The organism is Macrococcus lamae (assembly GCF_004359545.1).
Classification (GTDB): Bacteria; Bacillota; Bacilli; order Staphylococcales; family Staphylococcaceae; genus Macrococcus; species Macrococcus lamae.
Genome location: NZ_SCWB01000013.1, coordinates 45,581 through 61,983 on the forward strand (window position 1 = coordinate 45,581; position 16,403 = coordinate 61,983).

Below are 16,403 nucleotides of genomic sequence, written 5' to 3' on the forward strand. Positions count from 1 at the left end.
TAGAAATGTTATACCCAACTATTCTGAAATTAATCCTATATAGTACATTCTATTATTCATAAAAGATTCTATATAGCGTAATATGTTTTCTTTTTCAGGTTCCTGGTGCAGTTCATGATACAGACCTTTCCAGCATTTCACATACATTTCATCAGTCTGGAATTCCTTCTTAAATAATTGTGTCTGTTCTATGTCGGCGAGATGATCCTGTCCAGCGTACATGAGCAGCAGTGGGATATTATGGATTGAGTTAATATTTTCCATTGTTTCTTTCATCGTTTCCATAATAGAACGGTACCAGTTAAAACTTACTTTACTGATCATCAATGAGTCAGATGCTGCATCTTTAATAGCTTCTTCAGAGCGGGTCAGTTGATTCATATCAATATTCATGTCAAACTTCGCATCTTTAGACGTACCACCGAAGCTGGATGCGAAAATATTTTTACGAGTCGACAAAGTATTTTGGAATCCAAAGAGTGGTGACAATAGAATCAGTCCTTCAAGGTTCAGTGAAACACGTTCCAGCAGATTGACAGCAATCAGACCTCCAAGGCCGACTCCGATAACAAATACCGGCAGGCGATATTCTTCTGCGACTTCAATCCATTCAAGCACTGTCTCCCGGTAGACACTAAACGATTCAATATGACCTTTGTTGACACGAGACGTCTGACCTTGTCCAGGCAAGTCCCCCATGACGACATGATAGCCGTTTCTTCTCAGCTGTGTAATCAGCCAGGCATAACGCCCATGATGTTCCAGCATATTATGAATGATGACAACGACACCTTTAGCCGTTTTTTCTGTTTCCCACTTCCACATAAGCTCTGCTCCTTTAACCAATACATGATATGATTAAGTATAACAAAAAAGGAGGCAGAAGATGGAACTCAATTACAACGGACACGCACCGACTGTTGCACCGACTGCATTTATTGCACCGACATCTGTCATCACAGGAGATGTGACAATAGGCGACCAGTCATCAATCTGGTACGGGACAGTAATCCGCGGCGACGTCAGTCCAGTCATCATCGGCAAAGACAGCAATGTACAGGACTTATGCTGTCTTCATCAATCGCCGGATAAACCGCTGATCATTGAAGACAGGGTGACAATCGGTCATCGCGTCACGCTGCATTCATGTATCATTAGAGAAAATGCACTTGTCGGTATGGACTCGACGATACTTGATGGTGCTGAAATCGGTGAATATGCCTTTATCGGTGCTGGATCACTCGTTCCTCCCGGCAAAAAAATTCCGCCGCGGACACTGGCTTTCGGCCGGCCGGCAAAAGTCGTCCGGGAATTAAATGACCATGATTACAGCGAGCTTGAACGTATATACCGCTCGTACGTGGATAAAGGGCAGCTTTATAAAAAAACACATGAACAATAAAAAAATGGTATCGCTTAAGCGATACCAAATTTTTTGTGCATAAAAGCAGTGCTGGTGATGATAAAACTTAGCACAAATTCATAGAACATGGAGAAGAAGTTCGAGAAGAAGAAAGCGACGTTCTGGCTGAGAATCGTACCGATTCCCTGACCGCCGAACAGAAAGTTCACATCAATCGCATTATCGATGATATTAAGCAGAATAATGACAATAGCCATCGTCCATGCTCTTTTAGTGATCATAGCGACAATGACAGCAATAATTGTAATAAGAATCGGTTCAAAAACAAACAATTGCAGGAACGGATCCAGTTCATGACCGAATATATAATATGCCATATCTTTAAACATATACAGGACACCTCTTAATTAATCAATATATAGATATTTTAACACCTTAACATCCAAACATTTATTAAGATTAGTTAAAGAATCATGCCTGTCATTTACAAAAAATTAATATTTACTATCCGGTTGAACTTGCTGCAGCTTCTTCCAATAGTAATAACCATAGACGCTATTGATGAGAAAGGCTATCCACATTGCGACCATAGAGATGCCCGCAGCGTCTATCTCATTATTAATAAACATCAGTCGTGACCATAAGAAGATAGAGACGATGTTGATAACAATCCAGAATAACCATTGCTCTTTAAATCGTAATGTCATCAAAGTTTGTCCCACCAGGCTCAGTCCGACAGCTAAAGCATCGACAAAGGGTTGTTTCGCGGAAGTAAAGTTATCGAGGTAGAATCCTACACCAACATAGACGATGACAGTAGCGAGTATTGTCCATACCCAGTTCATCATATTGAGTCCTCGTGAATCGACTTCCTGAACTGCCGGATCGTCTGTAATATGATCTGTATGCATGTTCTTAATCCAAGCATACAGACCGATAAACTGAAAGACACCGAAAACAACTTGCAGTCCGACTTCACCGAACAACTGATTATGATAACTGATATATCCATATGATACCGCTTGTATCAAGCCGTATAAAAATGTACTGAGCCGCCCTTTTGCTGACATAATGACACAGACAACACCAGAGATACCAGCAATGATGTTAATCACATCTGCTTGTCCATCAGTTACCCAGAAGTATAAAAATATAGCAATCTGAGCGACTAAAATTGCAGCAAACAACACCTTTTCATACGTTGTGAATCCTTTAAAGTCTTTAATTAGAAACATCAGTTATCTTTCCCCTCTGCAAGTAATTCATCAATCAATCGGTGAGCTTCCTCGTATTTCTTTTGAAAGCTTTCTCCTTGAAGGACGACTGTTCGCTCCATTAGTCCTTTTTGCTCCAGTTCATCGAGAAACATCTGATGCATTTTATTACGTGACTCTACGTCTGCCTGCGACATATCCCGGAATCCGTCATCAACGTATGTCGTTGTCGGAGGAAGCAGTAGAATCAGTGCCCATGTCTGCTGGGAAATATAGAAATCGAAGACCGGCGCAATTTTTGCATAGTCTTCTTCAGACAGATAGATTTTCGAGTATAGCTTTGTCGTCATGACATCTGTATCTGCGAAGAACACTTTTCTCGTACCAGGTGAATGGATGTGCTCACGGTTGACTTCGTACTGTCCGATACCGATTGCCTGAAGGTCTTTTATATCTAACTCATCATCTTTAACTTGGCGCTCTGTCTGATATTCTCGGGAATACTCCAGAGAATATGAGGTGGAGTAACGCCGTGCAAGGTCGCGTGTCAACGTTGTTTTGCCAGTGCTTGCTGTTCCAATGATCAGTATGTTCTGAACGAAGTAACGACGGAACGGACGCGTGACGTAATCCCAGTTAAAAATCGGATTTTCGCGGATGGACGTGCCGCTGATTCCCGTGATTCTACGGTCAACGCGTGTAATCAGCACATCCCGTTCTGGCCATGCAGCATTAAAATATGTCTGCAGCGGTTCGATATATTCTTCTTCCCCGACATAAAATGTCACGGTTGTAAATTCTGCAGCTGAAGTTTCTATATGGGACTGAAGCAGTTCAAGCCATGGCTGCCATCCTGCCGGATACTTCGGAATATTCGTTTCATCCAGCTTAGCTACTGTGACATTGTCATCGTCACGAAGCAGTTCCCGCATGGACTTCGTACGGTTGACAAGACTCATCCCTGCTTTATCACCGCGGTCCCCTTCGTAGCCTGAAACTACGACCAGCGCTCTCAAGTTTTCTCTTTTCGCTCTAACTATTTGTTCAAAATGTCCAACATGACAAGGTGCAAATGTTCCAAAATAGATGCCTAAGTCTCTCATATTAATTCTCCCTAATCGTTTTTATTATTATACATGATTGAACACAACTCTATAGCCTAAAATTGAATATCTAATTTACAAACTCTTAAACCTATCTTCATATTTATCAGTTAAACTGTGAATGAAGCGAAGCCGAGGAGGAAATTATGCGCCTGATCAAGAAAATAATCTTAGTTCTGAGTCTGTTAACCGCCCTGCCTCACTTTATTACTTTCAGCTCCCAGCCAATCAACAATGAAATCATCGCATTAAAAAGTGCCCAGTCCGAAGATTAGGCACTTTTTTTCGTATAGAATAATTGTTTTGCCGCTGTATAAAGAAGAGTGATGATCAGTAAACAGATGATCATATTCGGTAACATTGTACCCCCATTGACAATCAATGAATATAACCATGCCGGCTGTCCTTTCGGTGCGTAGCTCCCAAAGAAAATGATACCGGATATAAAGTGCCAGAAATAGCGTGCAATGATAGCAAGTGCACTGAACAACAGGATAAATGGCAGCTTTTGATGGCGGCTAATTCCGGCAATACCGAGCATCATGAAAGCAAGCGGATAGTCAATTAAGAACTGTGCAGGATGGACAATAGACGACGCATCGCCAAGAATCAGCTGCAGCAGCGCCCATACAAGACCTGCGATCACTCCTGGGAACAAGCCTCTTCGAACAGCAAGAATCAGTATCGGCACCATAGAAAAACTGAAACTATAAGGCCCAGCCTTAAAACCTGAATCGATTAAATCAATCGCCATGCTTAAAGCAACCATAACGGCAATCTCCATCATAACGGTCAAACGTGTTCTCTGTTTCATAAATAAACCTCCATATTTACTTATGAACCAATAACCATATTCCTTCGCGAGCATTATCTCACAGGTTCAAGGGTTGTGAATTCACTCTCAGCACATTTTCAGGCACCCCTTATGGTTCATAGCACTATCAATTTTACATGAGTGAATATTATTTTCAATACCTCCTTTTGTCTTCAGTCAAAAGGTGTAAAATATTCTTCTTAAAACTGTCAAGAAAACGCTTAACTTTTGGAATATTTGTAGTACTATAATTTATATGGAAGATATTAAGGAGGCTTTACCGATGGGTTTGACAAGAGATTTTTTTATTAAGCTGAGTGAGAACCAGACTTTAAATTCAGCAGCTAAGCGTTATGGTCTGGCACTTGGTGCAAACAAAGTAGTAGCTGGTGTTGATATTCCTTCAACCATTAAAGCAATTCGTGTTCTTAACGATAAAGGAATTACAGCTACAGTTGATAATCTAGGGGAATTCGTCTTCTCCAAAGAAGAAGCAACAAAAGCAAAAGACGAAATCATCGCAATGATTGAAGCAATTAATGAATCCGGTGTGAAAGCTCATATGTCTGTCAAGCTGACTCAGATCGGTCTCGATGTCGATGAATCATTCTGTTATGATAATATCCATGAAATCGTGGAGAAAGCACAGCAATGCGGCAATATGCATATCAATCTGGATACAGAAGATTATAAGCACACAATCCAGACATTTGAAATTCTTGACCGCTTAAAAGGCGAGTATAAAAATGTCGGTACAGTGATTCAGGCTTATTTATATCGTGCCACTGAAGACATCGATAAATATCAGGACGTCCGTCTTCGTTTAGTAAAAGGAGCGTATAAAGAACCTGCTGAAATTGCCTACCAGACAAAAGAAGATATTGATGAAAACTATATCAAACTTATCGAACAACGACTATTGAATGCAAAAGCATTCACGTCCATTGCAACCCACGATCACAATATCATCAATCATGTGAAGCAATTCATCGAGCAGCATCATCTGGATAAAAATCAAATGGAATTCCAGATGTTATATGGCTTCCGTACAGAACTGCAGCAGCAGATTGCAAACGAAGGCTATCATTTCTGTGTCTATGTACCGTTCGGTCAGGACTGGTACGGATATTTCATGCGTCGTTTAGCAGAGCGACCGCAGAACTTACAGTTAGTGACAAAATCTATCTTCACACCTGCAGTCAATCAAAAGATTGCAGTAGGTGCAGGCATTGCAGCAGTAATTGGTTTAGCTGCTGCCGCTCGCAAAAATCGTTAAACAAAAAAGGCAGCCGAGGCTGCCTTTTTTGGGTTTATGGCTCAATTTTCAATCAATTTGGTCCACAAAAGATAAACTTAGATCATGATCCACAATCACTTTGCCATCTTTAATCACTTTCTCTGCATGATTCACGCCGTAATGATACGGGATGTACTGATAGTTCGGTGCATGCCAGATGACGATGTTCGCTTTATCGCCTGCATTGATGGTACCGGCATCAAGATCGATCGCTTTTGCAGCATTGACAGTGACGGCGTTCCAGATCTCATTCGGCGACAACTTCAGTTTGAGTGCTGCAATAGCCATGACCATCTGCAGATTGTTCGTTACACAGCTGCCAGGATTGAAGTCTGTTGCGATCGCCACCGCTCCGTTATTGTCTATCATGCCGCGCGCATCGGCATACTTATCTTTATTCAAATAGAACGTAGTTCCTGGAAGCAGAACAGCGACTGTATCACTGTCATGCAGCTGACGTTTTCCTTCTTCGCTCGCTGCGACTAAGTGATCTGCTGAAATGGCATTCTGCTCAATGGCAAGCTCGAGTCCACCAAGCGGATCGATTTCGTCAGCATGTATTTTCACGCGCAGTCCAAGTGCATTGGCCGCTTCCATATAACGACGGGACTCTTCTATCGTGAAGACGCCTGTTTCACAGAACACATCTGCAAAGTCAGCGTAGTCTTTTACCTCCGGCAGAAAATCAATCATTTCCTGCATGAAGGACTCGCCTGATGCTGCTTCTTTCGGTACAGCATGAGGCCCAAGGAATGTATGTTTCATGTCCAGCTGGTATTTATCTGCAAGCTGGCGCGACACGCGCAGCTGCTTCAGCTCTGTTTCTTTATCTAGACCGTAACCACTCTTGCTTTCTACACCGAGCACGCCGTGATGAATCATCGTCAGCAAGTTGTATTCTGCTTTCTTGAACAGTTCTTCCTCCGTTGCCTCGCGTGTTGCCTTGACGGTGGAGAGAATGCCCCCACCCTGCTTCAGGATATCAAGATATGAGACACCTTGACGTTTTAATGCCATCTCCTGCTCGCGTGACCCACCATGTACAAGGTGCGTATGTGCGTCAATCAATGCCGGTGAGACAACTTTCCCTGTTGCATCAATTGTCTCTTCTGCATCGTATTCTTCTGTGTAAGGACCTGAGTAGACAATTTTGCCGTCTTTGACAACGACTGTCCCGTTTTCAACGATGTTCAGTTCGTCTAACTCTTTACCTTTAAGTGGTCGGTCTGTACTTTTTGGCAAAATCAATTCTTTAATATTTTGAATAAGCAGATCATTCATTAGTATCACCTTTTCCTGTGATCATCGGAATATGGATGCCTCGCTCTTTCGCGACATCTACAGCAATATCATAACCCGCATCGGCGTGACGGACAACACCCATACCAGGGTCAGTCGTCAGAACGCGTTCAAGTCTGCGCTCAGCGCGCTCTGAACCGTCAGCGACAACAACCATCCCTGCATGCAATGAATATCCCATACCGACGCCGCCACCGTGGTGGAACGAAATCCATGAGCCACCAGCTGCTGTATTAACTAAAGCATTTAAGACTGCCCAGTCACCGACCGCGTCACTGCCGTCTTTCATAGATTCTGTTTCGCGGTTCGGACTCGCAACAGAGCCAGAGTCCAGATGATCTCGTCCGATGACAATCGGTGCTGAGATTTCTCCGTCATGTACAAGGCGGTTCAAGGCAAGACCCATCTTCACACGTTCGCCGTAACCAAGCCATGCGATACGTGCAGGCAGCCCTTGATAAGCAATTTTCTCTTGGGCAAGATCTAACCAACGCAGTAACTTTTCATTATCCGGGAACAGTTTTCTCATCTCTTCGTCAGCGCGTTCGATGTCTTTCGGATCACCACTTAAAGCGACGAAACGGAACGGCCCTTTGCCTTCGCAGAATAACGGACGGATGTATGCAGGAACGAATCCAGGAAAATCAAAGGCATTTTCGACACCATTATTAAATGCAACTTGACGGATGTTGTTACCATAGTCAAATGCGACTGCGCCGTTCTGCTGGAACTCGAGCATGTATTCTACGTGTTTCGCCATCGATGCTTCAGATAGCTCCACATATTTCTTTGGATCTTCCTCACGTAACTTCGCTGCTTCGTCCAGTGAATAACCTTGCGGCACGTATCCGTTCAGTGGATCATGTGCACTCGTCTGGTCTGTGATGACGTCAATCTTAAAGCCCTTATCCAGAATCGCCCGGTGTGTATCAACCGCATTGCCGACCAGCCCGATAGATAATGCTTCGCCTTTGTTACGCGCTTCTTCTGCCAGGCGTAATGCCTCATCCAGGTCATGAGTCTTCACATCTGTATAACGCGTTTCGATTCGCTTATCGATACGGCTCTCGTCAACGTCGACACCAATGACGACACCGCTGTTCATTGTTACTGCTAGCGGCTGTGCGCCACCCATACCGCCGAGACCTGCTGTCAGTGTCACTGTACCTTTCAGGCTGCCGCCGAAATGCTGGTTCGCAAGTTCAGCGAATGTCTCGTAAGTCCCTTGAACAATCCCTTGAGAACCGATATAGATCCAGCTGCCCGCCGTCATCTGACCGTACATCATCAGACCTTTCTTATCGAGCTCGTGGAAATGCTCCCAGTTCGCCCACTTCGGTACTAAAACAGAGTTTGATAATAGTACACGCGGTGCTTCGTCATGTGTCTTAAAAACTGCGACCGGTTTACCTGACTGAATGAGGAGTGTCTCATCTGCTTCCAGGTTTCTTAACGTCTCGACAATCGCATCAAAGCTTTCCCAGTTACGCGCCGCCTTACCGATACCACCGTAGACAACCAAACTTTCAGGATGCTCTGCCACTTCAGGATCCAGGTTATTGTAGAGCATACGAAGCACTGCTTCCTGCTCCCATCCTTTACATTCAATCTCAAGACCTTTTTTCGCACGTATATTTCTCATTGATATTCACTCCTTTTATATGTCTTATCATTATCATTATATTATGCTAATCTATAGATAACTAATATTAATAAACTATTTATTAATAAATAAAAACTATAATAGAGGTTGAGTGAAGTGAAAATTCTACAGCTGGAATATTTTATCATGGTCGTTCAACAGAATAATTTCACTAAGGCTGCGGATCTACTGCATATCAGCCAGCCGTCATTGACTGCCGCGATCAAAAAGCTGGAAGGTGAACTCGGTTATCAGCTGCTTACCCGTACGACGAAAGATGTTAAAATCACAGAAAAAGGGACATTCTTCTATCAGTATGCCATTGAACTCGTCCAGCAGTATCATCAGACCGTAGAGAAGATGTATGATCTGAACATAAGTGATTCGCCGAAAATCAAAATATCACTGCTGGAATCAACAAGTCAGTGGATGTCGGCAGTGATACACCAGCACCGTCTGCAGTATGATGAACAGCACTATCAGGTGAATGAGGTGCTCGGGCTTCAGGATGCACAGTCACAGCTGCTGAGCTACGATGTGCATATCGCTATTACGAATGATGAGATCAAGCACGCAGATATTACTTCTCTGCCACTTTACGAAGAAGAATATTTCCTCCTTACCCCTATGGGAGAATTCAATAATGCCAAATCTCTGTCCATCAGAAATCTGCCGCTCATATTACCGAATAAACAATATCAAGTAAGAAAACATCTCGATGATTATTTCACCCGCCTGAATGTCAGACCGAACATCGTCATGGAGATCGACCGCTTTGAAGCCGCGACGAACTTCGTCCATCGCGGCATGGGCTATGCTGTCATTCCGAGGTTCTACTATCAGTCATTCAACACCGCCCATCTCGATGCGGTCAGAATCCGGCCGAAGATCAGCCGGACTATCCATCTCAACTATTTAAAAAAGAGAAAACACTCAGATAGAGTGCTTTCTCTTATAGGGTTGTGCCAGAATCACTGGAACTTTGATTGAATCATGTGATTCATTAAATAGGCTATAAGCTTCGCTGTTCTGTTGTCGATGTCATAAGTCGGATTCATTTCTGCAATGCTGACCGAGCTGACTTTGTCAGACGCTGCAATCTTGCCAGCTAGTTTTGCTACAACATGCGATGACAATCCGAGTACTGCCGGCGCACTTACGCCTGGTGCGAAGGCGCTGTCGATGACGTCCATACAGAGAGTGAACAAGATGACGTCATAGTGCTCGATAAATTGCTGAATCTTAGCTGATACTTCATCAGAAATCCCGTCATCAAATGCTTCCGCCAGCACATAGCTCACGTCATGCGTCTCAGCATAATCAAATAATGCCCGCGTATTACCGCTCGGTTGTATGCCGAGCACAAGGTAGCCTGCTTGGTCATCATCGTCAATGATCTGACTGAAACTAGTACCGGATGTCGACTCGCCAACATGCCGGGTATCAAAGTGAGCATCAATATTGATGACACCGATAGATTGGTGGGGAAAGACTTGTTTCATCGCCAAATACTGTGCATAAGCAATATCATGACCACCACCGAGTAAAAAGGTCATTGGATGTTGTGTCATCAGTTCTGCTGCACGCTCGGCATATTCCTGCTGCGTTGATATTAATTGACCGCTGTCATGCTGAATATTCCCGGCATCCTTCACATTGATATGATTGACAACCGGCAGTCCTGCAAATGCTTGTCGGATGGCATCCGGTCCCGCCGCAGCTCCTGTTCTCCCTTTATTCAGTCTGACCCCTTCGTCTACAGCATAACCGAGCAGTGCCACTTTTGCCTCACTTTGTTCACCAGTTAAATCCACCGTCTGAAAATATCTGTAGTGACTGGACTCATGCTCACTGTCCAGTCTTCCTGACCATAATGATTGATCCGGTAATAAATACATTAAACTCATCCCCTTATTTAAGTCATAACCTCGATTAGTGATTACCCTATAAATATGATAAAATAAATAGCTATACGTCATCAATTTAAATTTGACACAACATGGAGGATTTTATGTTAGAAATTAAAAATGTATCAAAAATATACCGCGGAGGTAAAAAAGCAGTCGCTAATCTTGACTTGACCATTCAAAAAGGTGAGTTCATCGCTTTTATCGGTACAAGTGGTTCAGGTAAAACGACAGCGATGAGAATGATTAACCGGATGATTGACCCGACAAGCGGTGAAATTCTCTTGAACGGCAATAATATTCAGCAGATGAACCCGGTCACATTACGTCGAAATATCGGTTACGTGATTCAACAGATTGGATTACTTCCTCATATGACCATCCGAGACAACATTACACTTGTCCCAAAACTACTGAAATGGTCAGAAGAAGATAAGAACAAGAAAGCTGAGGAATTAATCCAATTAGTTGACCTGCCGCTATCCTATCTAGATATGTATCCGTCTCAATTGTCCGGTGGGCAGCAGCAACGAATCGGTGTCATACGCGCGCTGGCAGCAGATCAGGATATTATACTGATGGACGAGCCTTTCGGTGCATTGGATCCCATTACACGTGATACTCTGCAGGATTTAGTGAAAGAGCTTCAGGTCAAGTTCAACAAAACCTTTATTATGGTTACACATGATATGGATGAAGCAATTAAACTCGCTGACAGAATCGTCATCATGAGTCACGGTGAAGTCATTCAGCTTGATACACCTGATAATATTTTAAGCCATCCTGCAAATGACTTTGTCCGTGATTTTATCGGTGAAAATCGCTTAATTCAAGCACGACCAAATGTCCGTTCTGTAGACGAAGCCATGATTAAACCAATCACAATCACCGCTGAAAAATCAATCAACGAAGCGATTGAGCTGATGCGTGACCGACGTGTCGATACATTGTTCATCGTTGACAACCAGAATGTCATGCTCGGCCACGTCGATATTGAAGACTTACTTGTGTCACATAAAAAGTTCCAGAGTTTATCTCAGATCATGCGTACAAATACTTATGCAGTTCAAAGCGGTGTCATGCTGCAAGATACTGTCAGAACGATATTAAAGCGAAACATCCGCATTATACCAGTCGTTGACCATAAAAGACGAATCGTCGGCGTCGTAACACGTGCCCATTTAGTCGATATCGTCTATGACACGATTTGGGGTACTGAGGAGGATTAAGATGTTTGATTTTATTAAAGAAAACCAGTCTGAGCTATTGACGAAGACGATAGAACATCTATCAATCTCCCTGCTATCACTACTCGCTGCAGTACTCATTGCAGTACCACTAGGTATTATGCTGACACGCTCCAAAAAAGCCGCAAAAATCGTGCTGACTCTCACCAGTGTGCTTCAGACGGTTCCATCTCTTGCGATTTTAGCGATCATGATTCCGATATTTGGTATCGGTACATTGCCGGCAGTGGTCGCACTGTTTCTATATGTCTTACTGCCGATTCTGAACAATACGTATCTTGGTGTGAAATCGGTTGATCCGACGGCGATTGAAGCAGGTCGTGCGATGGGAATGACGACAAGCCAGTTATTAAGAATGGTGGAATTTCCAATGGCGATTCCCGTCATTATGAGTGGTATCAGATTATCTGCTGTCTATGCAATCAGCTGGGCCACACTAGCATCTTATATAGGAGCCGGTGGACTCGGTGATTTTATTTTCAATGGACTAAACTTATACCGTCCCGACTTAATTATTGCAGGTGCGGTCATTGTTACCCTGCTTGCATTAATCATTGATTTTATTCTTGCACGCGTCGAGCATTGGACGACTCCAAACGGATTGCAAGTCACTAAGGAGGATAAATAATGAAACGACTTTTACTGCTCCTCCTCGCCTTTACGTTGCTACTCTCTGCCTGTGGTAATGACGAACAAGACAATGTCACTGTAAAAATCGGTGCTGCTTATATATCAGAAAGTCAGATTTTAGCACATATGATTAAGATTCTTGTTGAACGCAATACTGACTATCCTGTAGAGCTGATTAACAACCTTGGTTCCGGAACTGTACTTCACCAAGCGATGTTACGCGGTGATGTCAACCTATCAGCCGTCCGCTATACCGGAACAGACTTAACTTCCGCTCTGCAGATGGATCCGATCACTGATCCTGAGAAGGCAAGAAGTGTCGTTGTTAAAGGTTTTGAGGACAAATTTGACCAGACGTACTTTAAATCCTATGGCTTTGAAAATACATTTGCCTTTATGGTGACGAAAGAAACAGCAAAGAAATATAACCTTAAAACTGTCAGCGATATGGAGAAAGTTGCTGATAAGCTCCGTGCAGGTGTTGACGTTACATGGATTAAGCGTGAAGGTGATGGCTATAAAGGATTTCAGAAAAAATACAGCTATCAGTTTAAAGATATCAAACCGATGCAGATTGGTCTTGTGTATGAAGCACTGGCCAACAACAAGATGGATGTCGTCTTAGGCTATACGACAGACGGCCGTATTCAGAGTTACGATTTAGTCATACTGAAAGACGATAAGCAGTTCTTCCCGCCTTATGATGCGAGTCCGGTAGCGAACAATGAGCTGCTTGAGAAAGCTCCGGAAATTAAAGAGATTCTTGATAACCTTGAAGGCACTGTCACAACTGAACAAATGCAGAAACTGAATTTCGAAGTAGACAACAATCTCAAAGAACCTGCTGTTGTCGCAGAAGAATTTCTAAAAGCACATAACTACTTTGAAGGAGGGAAATAAGGATGGAGAAACTTAATACGCTGGAACAGTTTGCAGTCTATTATCGTGATAACTACAGTTACGTTTTCCAGCTGTTCCTTGACCACTTTCTGATCAGTATATATGGTGTGCTGCTCGCTGCATTAGTAGGTATCCCGATCGGCATCTGGATTGCCCGTCATTCGCGGCTCGTCGCACCTGTAGTCTCAGTTGCCAATATCATTCAAACCGTACCCGCCATCGCGTTGCTTGCGATTTTGATGCTTGGACTCGGACTTGGTAAGACGACTGTCATTGCAGCAGTGTTCTTATATTCTTTATTACCGATTATCAAAAATACGTACACCGGTATTAAATCTGTCGAGCGGCATATCATTGATGCTGGACGCGGCATGGGAATGACGAAACGTCAGCAGCTGACAATGATTGAACTGCCGCTCAGTCTATCAGTCATCATCGCCGGTATTCGAATTGCACTGGTTATCGCAATCGGCGTCACAGCAATCGGCTCATTCATCGGCGCACCGAGTCTCGGTGACATCATTATTAGAGGGACAAATGCAACAGACGGTCAGGCCATTATACTGGCGGGTGCCATTCCAACAGCGTTGATGGCGATTCTTGCAGACCTTATTCTCGGTTTCATCGAACGCTTGATTGATCCACTAAAGAGAAGAAGAAAGCCAGCTATTAGTTAATAGGAGATTATTTATGAAGAGACAGTTAGTTACTACGATTCTCGCTTCCATATTACTCATGACAGCGTGCAGCGATCAACCTGCAAACAACTCAACTCACAGCACTGCCACGCAAACAAAAGTCACAGATACAGCATCGCTGATCAGAGCAGCAAAGTCTGTCACTAAAGACGTCAAATCTTATGAATCAACCTACAAGAACGATATACAAAAAGGCAAGGACACTTCTATTGTCGACTTCAGTCTCATTAAAGACGCAAAAGACAATCAGAAAGTCTCAATCAAAAATAATACTGAAAATGCGACGTTCTATGTCTACAACAAAAAGACAATTTTGAAGCAGAATGATGAGTGGATTGACGCCTCTACCTATGTCGGTACACAGATGATTTCACAGACAGAGCCGCTCCTCTACCCTTCACAGTTCAAGCTGATTGAACAGTTGAAAAATGCAGAATATAAGTCAGAGAATGGGTATACATTGACGGAAACGTTCGATGACTACAACAAGTATAAAGAACTGTTTGCCAATACGAAGGACAATGAAAAAGTCATTACAGAACTTGAAAAAGCATATCCTGAAATCAGCGGTACGATTACCGTTCACTTCAAAGAAAATAAACAGCTGGATATCATCACTAATAAACTGACGTTGAAAAATGATCAGACCACTGTCACTAACAACGCTGTGACGACATTCAATAAAATTAACAATGCCAAACTCGATATTCCAGAAGAAGTAAAAAAGGCTCAGCAGCCGGCAAAATAATGAGTATTAAAAAACTGTCTATCTCGACCTTCACTAAGGTATCAGATAGACAGTTTTTTTGGTTTGTTAATGCATCGGTCCGTCGAATTCACCTTCAGGCGGTGTCGCGCGTGTAATGAACAGCGACGTGACAAAGCCGACGAGGACTAGCGCAATTGCAAACCAGTATGCATGGTGAACACCGGTCGTCAATGCATGGTTGACCTGTTCAGCTGTCGGTCTTGCGATATCACGCAAATCGTTCTTCTGACCCTGTGTCATTAAACTGACAAATATCGATACACCCATCGCTCCTGCAATCGGCTGCATCATGTTGCTGACTGCTGTACCATGCGGATATAATCTCTTTGGCAGTTCATTCAGTGCATTCGTCTGACTCGGCATCATAATCATTGAAATGCTGACCATGAGAAGGATGTAGACGATAATGAAGATATACACTGGAATTCCAGGATGAATCATTGAATAGAAGATCATAATGGCAGTGAGTACAAACATGCCGGGAATCATCATTTTACGAGGACCAATCTTGTCAAAGATACGTCCCATAACTGGTGATAGAAAACCATTAAGGAGTGCGCCTGGCAGAAGAATCATCCCTGCAATTTTCGCAGAGAATCCCATCGGCCCTTGTAGATACATCGGCATCACGATTTCTGAAGCAAACATGGCCATGATCACAACAATAAAAATAATCATTCCTCGTGTATAGTTGTGGTACTTAAAGACCGATAAATCAAGCATCGGTACTGCAAGATTACGCTGACGCCAGACAAACGCTGCGAATGACAGCACACCAATGATAATAAAACTGAAGACAAAGGGACTCGCAAATCCTCCTGCTGTGGTACTGACTGAACTGAAACCGTAGATAATCCCTGCGACACCTATCGTTGACAGCACAACAGACAAGATATCTACTTTCGGTCGGGTCACCTCGCCAACGTTATCGAGGTAACGCCAGGCGAATAGTAATGAAAAGACGATAAATGGTGCAACGCCGAAAAATAACCAGCGCCAACCCAGTGTATCGACTATGACACCGGACAAAGTCGGTCCAAGCGCCGGGGCAAACATAATAACCAGACCAAAGTTACCCATAACTTTACCGCGTTCCTCCGGCCGGAATAATAACAGCATGGCATTCATAATCGTTGGAATCATCAGACCCGTACCTGCTGCTTGAATCATACGACCGGCAAGAATCATCGGGAAGTTAACGGCAAATCCAGCGATTAAAGTTCCGATTAAAAAGATGATAAGAAGACCCATAAACATCTGACGTGTCGTAAACCATTGAATGAGCGTAGCAGACAGCGGCATTAAAATTCCCATAACGAGCATAAAACCTGTCGCAAGCCACTGAACAGTCGGCGCATCGACATGAAAGACTTCCATCAGTTCAGTCAGTGCAATATTGAGCAGTGTCTCATTTAAAATCATAAAGAATGCACCCATGAGAAAGGTCACCATAATAATTGTCGACTTCTTCATAAAACCTCCAAAAAAAATGAGCGGTTTTCACCGCTCACCATATTTTT

General features: G+C 43.3%; 17 protein-coding genes and 1 riboswitch. Of the genes, 8 read left to right on the plus strand and 9 right to left on the minus strand.

Going from position 1 to position 16,403, the window contains the following annotated elements; translation table 11 throughout:
• Window positions 1-18: 18 nt before the first annotated feature.
• Window positions 19-825, minus strand: coding sequence for an alpha/beta fold hydrolase (locus ERX29_RS08050; protein WP_133444201.1), 807 nt, complete (start codon window positions 823-825; stop codon window positions 19-21).
• Window positions 826-886: 61 nt separating this feature from the next.
• On the opposite strand from ERX29_RS08050, the gene ERX29_RS08055 reads away from it, so the two are divergent.
• Complete coding sequence (locus tag ERX29_RS08055) at window positions 887-1,402, plus strand: gamma carbonic anhydrase (protein ID WP_133444202.1); 516 nt, start codon at window positions 887-889, stop codon at window positions 1,400-1,402.
• Between the two features lie 14 nt (window positions 1,403-1,416).
• On the opposite strand, the gene ERX29_RS08060 is transcribed toward ERX29_RS08055, so the two are convergent.
• From ERX29_RS08060 to thiT, 4 genes are all read right to left on the minus strand, one after another.
• The gene (locus ERX29_RS08060) at window positions 1,417-1,752 is read right to left on the minus strand and encodes a hypothetical protein (RefSeq protein ID WP_133444203.1); all 336 of its coding nucleotides are present in this window, start codon (window positions 1,750-1,752) and stop codon (window positions 1,417-1,419) included.
• 105 nt (window positions 1,753-1,857) lie between these two features.
• Window positions 1,858-2,598 (minus strand): nicotinamide riboside transporter PnuC, encoded by a 741-nt coding sequence (gene pnuC, locus ERX29_RS08065; protein ID WP_133444204.1) that lies wholly within the window; start codon window positions 2,596-2,598, stop codon window positions 1,858-1,860.
• A complete protein-coding gene (locus ERX29_RS08070) occupies window positions 2,598-3,680 on the minus strand; it encodes an AAA family ATPase (RefSeq protein WP_133444205.1) in 1,083 nt (360 codons plus the stop codon). The genes pnuC and ERX29_RS08070 overlap by 1 nt, the downstream gene beginning before the upstream one ends.
• Window positions 3,681-3,951: 271 nt before the next feature.
• Complete coding sequence (gene thiT / locus ERX29_RS08075) at window positions 3,952-4,494, minus strand: energy-coupled thiamine transporter ThiT (RefSeq protein ID WP_133444206.1); 543 nt, start codon at window positions 4,492-4,494, stop codon at window positions 3,952-3,954.
• A gap of 22 nt (window positions 4,495-4,516) precedes the next feature.
• Window positions 4,517-4,614, minus strand: a riboswitch (TPP riboswitch).
• A gap of 163 nt (window positions 4,615-4,777) precedes the next feature.
• On the opposite strand from thiT, the gene ERX29_RS08080 reads away from it, so the two are divergent.
• Window positions 4,778-5,770: a proline dehydrogenase family protein gene (locus ERX29_RS08080; protein WP_133444207.1), complete on the plus strand. Its 993-nt coding sequence runs from the start codon at window positions 4,778-4,780 to the stop codon at window positions 5,768-5,770.
• Window positions 5,771-5,818: 48 nt separating this feature from the next.
• Here ERX29_RS08080 and hutI read toward each other — a convergent pair whose 3' ends face one another.
• Window positions 5,819-7,072 carry an imidazolonepropionase gene (gene hutI, locus ERX29_RS08085; protein ID WP_133444208.1) on the minus strand — a complete coding sequence of 418 codons (1,254 nt, stop codon included), beginning with the start codon at window positions 7,070-7,072 and terminating at the stop codon, window positions 5,819-5,821.
• Window positions 7,065-8,732: a urocanate hydratase gene (hutU, locus tag ERX29_RS08090; protein WP_133444209.1), complete on the minus strand. Its 1,668-nt coding sequence runs from the start codon at window positions 8,730-8,732 to the stop codon at window positions 7,065-7,067. The genes hutI and hutU overlap by 8 nt, the downstream gene beginning before the upstream one ends.
• Before the next feature lie 117 nt (window positions 8,733-8,849).
• Here hutU and ERX29_RS08095 point away from each other — a divergent pair, with 117 nt between their 5' ends.
• Entirely contained in the window at window positions 8,850-9,722 is an 873-nt protein-coding gene (locus tag ERX29_RS08095; protein ID WP_133444210.1) for a LysR family transcriptional regulator, read from the plus strand.
• On the opposite strand, the gene hutG is transcribed toward ERX29_RS08095, so the two are convergent.
• Window positions 9,704-10,630 carry a formimidoylglutamase gene (gene hutG / locus ERX29_RS08100; RefSeq protein WP_133444211.1) on the minus strand — a complete coding sequence of 309 codons (927 nt, stop codon included), beginning with the start codon at window positions 10,628-10,630 and terminating at the stop codon, window positions 9,704-9,706. The genes ERX29_RS08095 and hutG overlap by 19 nt on opposite strands.
• A gap of 113 nt (window positions 10,631-10,743) precedes the next feature.
• On the opposite strand from hutG, the gene ERX29_RS08105 reads away from it, so the two are divergent.
• From ERX29_RS08105 to ERX29_RS08125, 5 genes are read left to right on the plus strand one after another with little or no spacing between them, the layout of a single operon-like run.
• The gene (locus tag ERX29_RS08105) at window positions 10,744-11,868 is read left to right on the plus strand and encodes a betaine/proline/choline family ABC transporter ATP-binding protein (protein ID WP_133444212.1); all 1,125 of its coding nucleotides are present in this window, start codon (window positions 10,744-10,746) and stop codon (window positions 11,866-11,868) included.
• Window position 11,869: 1 nt separating this feature from the next.
• The gene (locus tag ERX29_RS08110) at window positions 11,870-12,514 is read left to right on the plus strand and encodes an ABC transporter permease (RefSeq protein WP_133444213.1); all 645 of its coding nucleotides are present in this window, start codon (window positions 11,870-11,872) and stop codon (window positions 12,512-12,514) included.
• Window positions 12,514-13,416, plus strand: a complete 903-nt coding sequence (locus ERX29_RS08115) for an osmoprotectant ABC transporter substrate-binding protein (RefSeq protein ID WP_133444214.1) — start codon at window positions 12,514-12,516, stop codon at window positions 13,414-13,416. The genes ERX29_RS08110 and ERX29_RS08115 overlap by 1 nt, the downstream gene beginning before the upstream one ends.
• Before the next feature lie 2 nt (window positions 13,417-13,418).
• Window positions 13,419-14,093, plus strand: a complete 675-nt coding sequence (locus ERX29_RS08120) for an ABC transporter permease (protein ID WP_133444215.1) — start codon at window positions 13,419-13,421, stop codon at window positions 14,091-14,093.
• A 13-nt stretch (window positions 14,094-14,106) separates the two neighbouring features.
• Window positions 14,107-14,862: a hypothetical protein gene (locus ERX29_RS08125; protein ID WP_133444216.1), complete on the plus strand. Its 756-nt coding sequence runs from the start codon at window positions 14,107-14,109 to the stop codon at window positions 14,860-14,862.
• A 66-nt stretch (window positions 14,863-14,928) separates the two neighbouring features.
• Here ERX29_RS08125 and ERX29_RS08130 read toward each other — a convergent pair whose 3' ends face one another.
• Window positions 14,929-16,356, minus strand: coding sequence for an MDR family MFS transporter (locus ERX29_RS08130; protein WP_133444217.1), 1,428 nt, complete (start codon window positions 16,354-16,356; stop codon window positions 14,929-14,931).
• Window positions 16,357-16,403: the final 47 nt, after the last annotated feature.

Excerpts from the sequence above, each read along its gene's own strand:
- ERX29_RS08070 (WP_133444205.1), bottom strand. The coding sequence starts at position 3,680 with ATGAGAGACTTAGGCATCTATTTTGGAACATTTGCACCTTGTCATGTT.
- ERX29_RS08120 (WP_133444215.1), top strand. The coding sequence starts at position 13,419 with ATGGAGAAACTTAATACGCTGGAACAGTTTGCAGTCTATTATCGTGAT.
- ERX29_RS08115 (WP_133444214.1), top strand. The coding sequence starts at position 12,514 with ATGAAACGACTTTTACTGCTCCTCCTCGCCTTTACGTTGCTACTCTCT.
- hutU (WP_133444209.1), bottom strand. The coding sequence starts at position 8,732 with ATGAGAAATATACGTGCGAAAAAAGGTCTTGAGATTGAATGTAAAGGA.
- ERX29_RS08050 (WP_133444201.1), bottom strand. The coding sequence starts at position 825 with ATGTGGAAGTGGGAAACAGAAAAAACGGCTAAAGGTGTCGTTGTCATC.
- ERX29_RS08055 (WP_133444202.1), top strand. The coding sequence starts at position 887 with ATGGAACTCAATTACAACGGACACGCACCGACTGTTGCACCGACTGCA.
- ERX29_RS08130 (WP_133444217.1), bottom strand. The coding sequence starts at position 16,356 with ATGAAGAAGTCGACAATTATTATGGTGACCTTTCTCATGGGTGCATTC.
- ERX29_RS08125 (WP_133444216.1), top strand. The coding sequence starts at position 14,107 with ATGAAGAGACAGTTAGTTACTACGATTCTCGCTTCCATATTACTCATG.
- ERX29_RS08060 (WP_133444203.1), bottom strand. The coding sequence starts at position 1,752 with ATGTTTAAAGATATGGCATATTATATATTCGGTCATGAACTGGATCCG.
- hutI (WP_133444208.1), bottom strand. The coding sequence starts at position 7,072 with ATGAATGATCTGCTTATTCAAAATATTAAAGAATTGATTTTGCCAAAA.
- ERX29_RS08110 (WP_133444213.1), top strand. The coding sequence starts at position 11,870 with ATGTTTGATTTTATTAAAGAAAACCAGTCTGAGCTATTGACGAAGACG.
- pnuC (WP_133444204.1), bottom strand. The coding sequence starts at position 2,598 with ATGTTTCTAATTAAAGACTTTAAAGGATTCACAACGTATGAAAAGGTG.
- ERX29_RS08105 (WP_133444212.1), top strand. The coding sequence starts at position 10,744 with ATGTTAGAAATTAAAAATGTATCAAAAATATACCGCGGAGGTAAAAAA.
- hutG (WP_133444211.1), bottom strand. The coding sequence starts at position 10,630 with ATGTATTTATTACCGGATCAATCATTATGGTCAGGAAGACTGGACAGT.
- thiT (WP_133444206.1), bottom strand. The coding sequence starts at position 4,494 with ATGAAACAGAGAACACGTTTGACCGTTATGATGGAGATTGCCGTTATG.
- ERX29_RS08080 (WP_133444207.1), top strand. The coding sequence starts at position 4,778 with ATGGGTTTGACAAGAGATTTTTTTATTAAGCTGAGTGAGAACCAGACT.